This is a genomic window from Protofrankia sp. Cj3 (genome assembly GCF_917627355.1).
Classification (GTDB): Bacteria; Actinomycetota; Actinomycetes; order Frankiales; family Frankiaceae; genus Protofrankia.
In genome coordinates this window covers 1-6,424 of the sequence record NZ_CAKJTR010000237.1, presented here as the reverse complement: position 1 = coordinate 6,424, position 6,424 = coordinate 1, and the positions used below count along the sequence as shown (strand labels likewise).

The following is a 6,424-nucleotide window of genomic DNA, read 5'->3' as shown; positions in this document are numbered from 1 at the left end:
CGGCTCGTTCGTATTCGTTGATCAGACCACCGAGGACAGGCCTGCGCTTGATCCATTCCGTCGTGACGTCGGCGATCGGATGGTCAGGCCGTGGTGGCTGAAGGCAGCAGCCGCGGTGAGGTCGTCGTCCGTTGTAGTGGGCCGCGTACCCGGCCAAGACAGCACGCAGATGCCGCTCACCGAAAATCGGTATCCGGTCGGTGACCTCGGTCCGGGCGGTCAGCACGAACCGTTCCGCATAGGCGTTCGCCCGGGGACTTCGGGGTGGAATCGTGACCGCGGAGATGCCGGCGTCAGCGAGGACCGCGTCGAACGATGCGGTGAACTGCCCGGCTCTGTCGAGGGCAGGCCCGGTTGATGGGGTACGGGTCGCGCGGGAAAGGAGCGCGTCATGCCGATGTTTCTGTCTGCGCGGGTGCCGTGGGACACGCCCGAGGAGAAGAAGATCCGTCAGCTGGCGGATGCCCGGCACGCCCCGGCCGACCACGCAGCCAAGGAGCTGTTCTCCGTCACCCGTTCCACCCTCTACCGCGCGCCTGAGCCCGAGGCGGCACCACCCGGCGTAACCGCTTGTTTTCTCAGCCGCTGCTCCTGGGACCCCTTTCTGGCTTATCTCGGTGACCCCAAGTAGCGACGGTGGCGTTGGCGACCCGCCCCATTGATCCTTCTCAGTCTGCCCTCAGCTATGTCTGCCTATCGTGGGCCACGGGGTCGCAGGGCCGAGGAGCGCCATATGCGCGTACTGATCGTCGAGGACGAGAGGACTCTGGCCGCCGCTGTCGCGCGTGGCCTGCTTACCGAGGGTTTCGCGGTGGATGTGGCCCACGACGGCCCGGAGGGCTTGTGGCGGGCGACCGAGTGGCCGTACGACATGGTCGTGCTGGACCTGATGTTGCCGAAGCTGTCCGGCTACGAACTGCTCAGGCGAATGCGCGCTGCCGGGGTGTGGACGCCGGTGCTGATGCTCACCGCGAAGGACGGCGAGCACGATATTGCCGACGCGCTCGATCTGGGCGCCGACGACTACCTGACCAAGCCCTTCTCCTACGTCGTGCTCGTCGCGCGGATACGTGCGTTGTTGCGCCGCGGGAACGCGCCTCGACCGAGCGTTCTGACTGCCGGCGACCTGCTGCTCGACCCGGCCGCTCGGCGGTGTCACCGCAGCGGCGAGGACGTGAGCCTCACGGCGCGCGAGTTCGCCCTGCTTGAGTATCTGCTTCGCCACCGCGGCGCCGTCGTCAGCAAAACGGAAATTTTAGAGCATGTGTGGGACGAGAACTTCGATGGTGACCCCAACATCGTCGAGGTATACATCAGGTACCTGCGCCGCAAGCTCGACGCCCCGTTCGGACGACGCTGCATCGAGACGGTGCGTGGCGCCGGTTACCGACTGCGCGATGACGGCGGCTGATGATCACGTCGTTGCGGTTCTGGCTGCCACGCCGCTCGCTACGCACAAAGCTCACGATTATGGCAACGGTCGCCATCGCCATCGGCATGGCTATGGCGTCGGTGCTGCTCGTCGTCCAGTTACGAGCCAGTCTTGTTGCCGGTCTTGATGCCACTGCCCGCCAGCGGGCCCACGACATCGGCACCGGTGTCGAGAACGGATCCGTCGCCACCCTCCTGTCGGCGCAGAGCGAGGGGGACATAGCCGTACAGGTCGTCGACTTCTCGGGTCACCTCATCGCCAGCTCGGTAAACCTCGAAGGGGAGCCACTCTTACTGACCCTGCCCACCCCGGCGCCCGGAGCGCTACCGGCCCGCACTGTTCACGGGCTGCCGCTCGGCGACAATGGGGCGTTCCGGGTCGTCACGGCGCGCGCGGGAACCGCCACGGTCTACGTGGGTGTCCCGCTCGGCCCGGTTGACCGCGGCGTCAGTCAGCTGACCGGTGAGCTCGCGGTCGGCATCCCCGTTGTCGTCGCTCTGCTCGGCATGGTGACCTGGTTGTTGGCGGGTCGCGCGCTCCGTCCGGTCGAACGGTTGCGGCAACAGGCCGCGGACATCACGGCGACCGGTCTACAGCGCCGGCTTGACGTGCCCCGATCGCAGGACGAACTGGCGCGGTTGGCCAGTACCCTCAACGACATGCTGGCCCGGCTCGAGAGCTCCGCGCAACGGCAGAAGGACTTCGTCGCCGATGCAGCGCACGAGCTGCGCAGTCCGCTCTCAGCCATCCTGGCGCAACTCGAGGTGGCCGCGCGTTATCCCGACGGCGCGGACTGGACAGTAACCCTGCCAGACCTCACCGACGACGCCCAGCGGCTGTCACACCTTGTCGACGACCTCGTCTGGCTCGCTCGCCTGGACGCCCGGCCCCGCCTCCGACGTGAACAGGTCGACCTCGACGAGGTCGTGTTCCGGGAAGTCCGTCGTCTGCGTCAACCTCGTGGCGTCGAGGTGGACCAGCGGGGTGTCTCAGCCGCACGGGTCATCGCGGACGGCGAAGCGCTGTCACGGGTGGTACGCAACCTGCTGGACAACGCCTTGCGGCATGCCACCACCTGCATCGAGGTCAGCGTGGTGGAAGCGAACGGCGTCGCACGGCTCGTCGTCGCCGACGACGGCGCGGGTGTGCCCGAGGCGCACCGACAGCGGATCTTCGACCGTTTCGCCCGGCTTGACGACGCCCGCGACCGGGACGCCGGCGGTTGCGGACTGGGCCTCGCGATCGTGCGCGACGTGACCGTGGCCTCGGGAGGACGGGTCCACATCGAGGACAACCAGCCGGGTGCCCGCTTCGTCGTGGAAATGCCAGCCGGCCCTCTTCCTGCGGGCCGCCCGCGGCAGTAGGCCTGACCCGCCCGCCTGTTCGGGACTCCGTTCCCTCTCAGGAACCCTCAGGTGCCTCTCAGGAAGCAGCCCATACTGTCGCGTCTGCCTGCAACGAGGGGAGGTGACATCGTGGCTGAAAACGTGACTGGCCTGGAGCCGAACGAGCCCGAGGAGTCGTCGAACGAGCCCGACACGGGCGCTGACGTCCACCAGGAGGGCGAGTTCCAGGGCGAATACTGATCAAGTCAGTTCCGAGGTGGCCTGCCGAGCGCGGCTGGTCGCCTCGGAGCACCCCTCACCCATGATTAAAAATGATCTCGCTGTCTACCGACGGCTCCTGCCGATGTTGCGGCCATATCGGGCACGGCTGTTTCTGATCCTGACGACCAGTGCCGCCGGGCCGCTGTTCATGGCTGGCCGCATCTGGCTGCTCAAGGTCCTCATTGATGACGTGCTTCACCATCACCACGCGGAACTTGTCCCACTGGTCGCGGTCGGCTTCGTGGCTGTCGCGGTGGCGCGAGCGCTGTTGTCGGCTGCTACCGAGCAGGTCAGCGGCAGGGTCGGCACACACGTCGTCCGGGACCTCCGAGTCCGCACCTACGAGAGCCTCCAGGGCCAGTCCCTGCGGTACTTTCACCAGCAGCGGTTGGGCGACCTGCTCACCCGACTGTCCGGGGACACCGCCGCCATCGAGGATCTGCTGGTCACCGGCCTGACCGATCTGGTCGGGTACACGGTCACCATCCTGCTCTTTCTGAGCCTGCTCATCGTCCTCGATCCCGTCCTCGTTCTCGTCGGGCTGAGTATCCTGCCCGCCCTCGCCGTGGTCGCCGCCGTCGGTGCCCGGCGGAGCCGCCGCGCCCAGGAAGAGATCCGGGAACACTCCAGCCAGTTGATCTCGACCGCCGAGGAAGGCCTGTCAGCTATCGCGTTGGTCAAAGCCTTCGCACGCGGCTCCTACGAACAATCTCGTTTCGCCGACGCGTCGGGCCGCAGCGCGTCCGCTCGGCTCAGGGCTGTCCGGGTACGGGCCGTGTACCCGCTCGTGGCGGACGTCGTCGCGGCGACCGGTACCGCCGCGGTGGTGTGGGTGGGCGCTCATCAGGTACTCGCCAACCGCCTGAGTCTGGGATCACTGGTCATTTTCATCAGTTACCTCGCCTCCCTTTACACCCCGATGCACGGCCTCAGCAGGCTGTCCACCATGGTCCAACGTGCGCTGGTCGGCGCCGCCCGCGTCCTGGAGATCACCGAGACTCCAGGACGAGACAGTCGTAGCGGGATCGGGCCGTCCAACAGGCGGGTGGGACGGCACGCCCTGACCCCGTCGCGGCAGCGGAACCACACATCCGATCTGCGCGAGAGACACGGCCAACCCTGGCTTCCGCCCGTCGTCGGCAAGGCGCAGTTCGACCGGGTCACCTTCGCGTACGTGCCCGGCCGCGACGTCCTCCAGAAGATCAGCATCCAGATCAGCCCCGGCGAGACGGTCGCCCTGATCGGCGCCAGCGGGGCCGGAAAGACGACCGTGGTCAGCCTGCTGCTGAGTTATTACGACGCGGACGAAGGCGAAGTGCGTCTCGACGGTCATCCGCTCCACGCGTTTGACCCGGACAGCTGCCGACGTCAGGTCGCCGCGGCACTGCACGAACCGATGCTGTTCGACGCCAGCGTACGCGACAACATCCGCTACGGCCGCCTCAACGCCAGCGACGCCGATATCAAAGCGGCCGCGCAGGTTGCTCAGGCCGAGTCGTTTGTCATGGAGCTGCCTGACGGCTACGACACCGTTGTCGGTCCACGCGGTTCACGGCTGTCCGCCGGACAACGCCAGCGGCTGGCCATCGCGCGGGCAGTGGTGAAGAACGCGCCGGTCCTACTCCTGGATGAAGCCACCTCAGCCCTCGACCCGGCCACCGAAACGATGGTCTTCGATGGGTTGCGTGAACGGTGCCTCGACCAGGCGATCCTTCTCGTCGCGCACCGGTTCTCCACCGTCAGCCACGCCGACCGGGTCATCGTCCTGGACTCCGGCCGGATCGTCGAAGAAGGCACCCACGACCACCTGCTCGCCCGCAAGGGCGCCTACTGGAACTTTCTCCTCAGCCAGGATCGCAGGGTCCTGGGGGCATCATCAGCGAGTACCAGCGAGCTGCCTGATCGGGCAGCAAAACCTCAGTTCACTGGTTCGCACTGAGTTTTGGCACGGCACAGCTGGGTGGGTAGCACATGCCGCGCATGCACCGACAGACTGTTGATTGTCTTCGAACGGCGTCTGACGTGGGTGCTCACCACGTACACCCAATGCCATTGACACTATTTCGATCTTGAATCGTCATGGTCGATCTTGAATGTCCGGCGGGTCGGATCTGGGCGGATCGACTGACCACTGCCATGATCTGGGCCTGTGGAGCCAGCTGCCCCCGTCCCACCATCAGGGCGCATCGCCGACCAGATTTCACTCGGCGTGCTCGCGACCTACGTGCCACGTGACACGGTCACCGAGGCCATCGCGGCGTGCGGCAAGACCGCGCAACGCTCCGACGTCGCACTCACCCCGGAGTTCGTCGTCTACTTCGTGATGGCTCTGGCGTTGTTCGCCGACGAGGACTACGAAGAGGTCGCGCTGCTGCTCGCGGGCGTGCTCGCGGACTGGAGCGCGGGTTTCGACCCGACGGCCGGCGGGCTGTGCAAGGCACGGACCCGGCTCACCTCAGCGCCACTGAAAGAGACGTTCTCCCAGGTCGCGCGGCCGGTCGCCACCGAGGACACTCCCGGGGCGTTCTTCGGGCCGTGGCGGGTGGTGAGCATCGACGGGCTGACCTTCGACGCCGAGGCGTCCGAGAAGAACGTCGCCGCGTTCGGCCGGCCCGGCACCGGGGAGGGCGAGGCCGGGGTGACCAAGGTCCGCGCTGTCACGATCAACGAGTGCGCGTCGCACGCGCCGCTGCTCGCCGAGGTCGGCCCGGGCGGCTCCGGGAAGGGCACCGGTGAGCGCTCTCTGGCCCGCCCGCTGCTCACCGGGCTCGGGAGCGACTGGCTCCTGCTCGCCGATCGCGGATTTTACGGCTTCGAGGACTGGTGCACCGCCGAGGACACCGGCGCGGCGCTGCTGTGGCGGGTCGGCGCGGACCTGCGCCTTCCCGTGCTGCGTCCGCTCGACGACGGCTCCTCCCTCTCCGTCGTGATCAGCTCGAAGGTCCGGGGGAAGGCCCGGGAGACACTGCTCGCCGCCGCCACCGAGGGCCGGCCGCTGGACCGGGCGAAGGCCCGCTATGTCCGGGTGATCGAGTACGACATCCCCGACCGGGACGGCAACGGCGCGCACGAACTGTTCGCCCTGATCACCAACATGCTCGAAGCCGACCAGGCCAGGGCGATCCCACTCGCCGGGCTCTACCAGTGGCGCTGGGAACACGAGCGGCGCTACAGCGCGTTCAAGGGCCCGCTCGCCGTCGACCCGCTCTACGTCGAGAACAACCAGCGGATCCATGGCCTGCTCCACGTCGTCGGCCTAGCCCTGCTGCTGTTCTCCCTGATCGAGCGCCAGGCCCGCCAGACCGCGGGCCCGTCCGGGAAGGTCCCCGGCCTCTACGCCGGCCGCCCGGCCAGGCCCACCGGCCGGCTCCTGCTCGAAGCCCTC

The 6,424-nt window shown here is 67.5% G+C and carries 5 protein-coding genes and 1 pseudogene; 5 read left to right on the top strand and 1 reads right to left on the bottom strand.

Annotation, left to right across the window (positions count from 1 at the left end; translation table 11 throughout):
* Window positions 1–340 (bottom strand): annotated as a pseudogene (locus MJ783_RS21180) (integrase core domain-containing protein); the annotation flags it as partial.
* A gap of 51 nt (window positions 341–391) precedes the next feature.
* Here MJ783_RS21180 and MJ783_RS21175 point away from each other — a divergent pair.
* The 5 genes from MJ783_RS21175 to MJ783_RS21155 form a co-directional block, all read left to right on the top strand.
* Entirely contained in the window at window positions 392–631 is a 240-nt protein-coding gene (locus tag MJ783_RS21175) for a hypothetical protein (RefSeq protein WP_239313136.1), read from the top strand.
* A gap of 102 nt (window positions 632–733) precedes the next feature.
* Complete coding sequence (locus MJ783_RS21170) at window positions 734–1,411, top strand: response regulator transcription factor (RefSeq protein WP_239313130.1); 678 nt, start codon at window positions 734–736, stop codon at window positions 1,409–1,411.
* Window positions 1,411–2,796 (top strand): ATP-binding protein, encoded by a 1,386-nt coding sequence (locus tag MJ783_RS21165; RefSeq protein WP_239313127.1) that lies wholly within the window; start codon window positions 1,411–1,413, stop codon window positions 2,794–2,796. Before MJ783_RS21170 ends, MJ783_RS21165 begins: the two co-directional genes overlap by 1 nt.
* 283 nt (window positions 2,797–3,079) lie before the next feature.
* Window positions 3,080–4,978 carry an ABC transporter ATP-binding protein gene (locus tag MJ783_RS21160; RefSeq protein WP_239313124.1) on the top strand — a complete coding sequence of 633 codons (1,899 nt, stop codon included), beginning with the start codon at window positions 3,080–3,082 and terminating at the stop codon, window positions 4,976–4,978.
* 210 nt (window positions 4,979–5,188) lie between these two features.
* Window positions 5,189–6,424, top strand: a 1,236-nt coding sequence (locus tag MJ783_RS21155) for an IS4 family transposase (protein ID WP_239313122.1), incomplete at its 3' end; no start/stop codon positions are given.

What these genes read in the sequence shown, in the direction of transcription:
- MJ783_RS21170 (WP_239313130.1), top strand. Translation starts at nt 734, where the DNA reads ATGCGCGTACTGATCGTCGAGGACGAGAGGACTCTGGCCGCCGCTGTC.
- MJ783_RS21165 (WP_239313127.1), top strand. Translation starts at nt 1,411, where the DNA reads ATGATCACGTCGTTGCGGTTCTGGCTGCCACGCCGCTCGCTACGCACA.
- MJ783_RS21175 (WP_239313136.1), top strand. Translation starts at nt 392, where the DNA reads ATGCCGATGTTTCTGTCTGCGCGGGTGCCGTGGGACACGCCCGAGGAG.
- MJ783_RS21160 (WP_239313124.1), top strand. Translation starts at nt 3,080, where the DNA reads ATGATTAAAAATGATCTCGCTGTCTACCGACGGCTCCTGCCGATGTTG.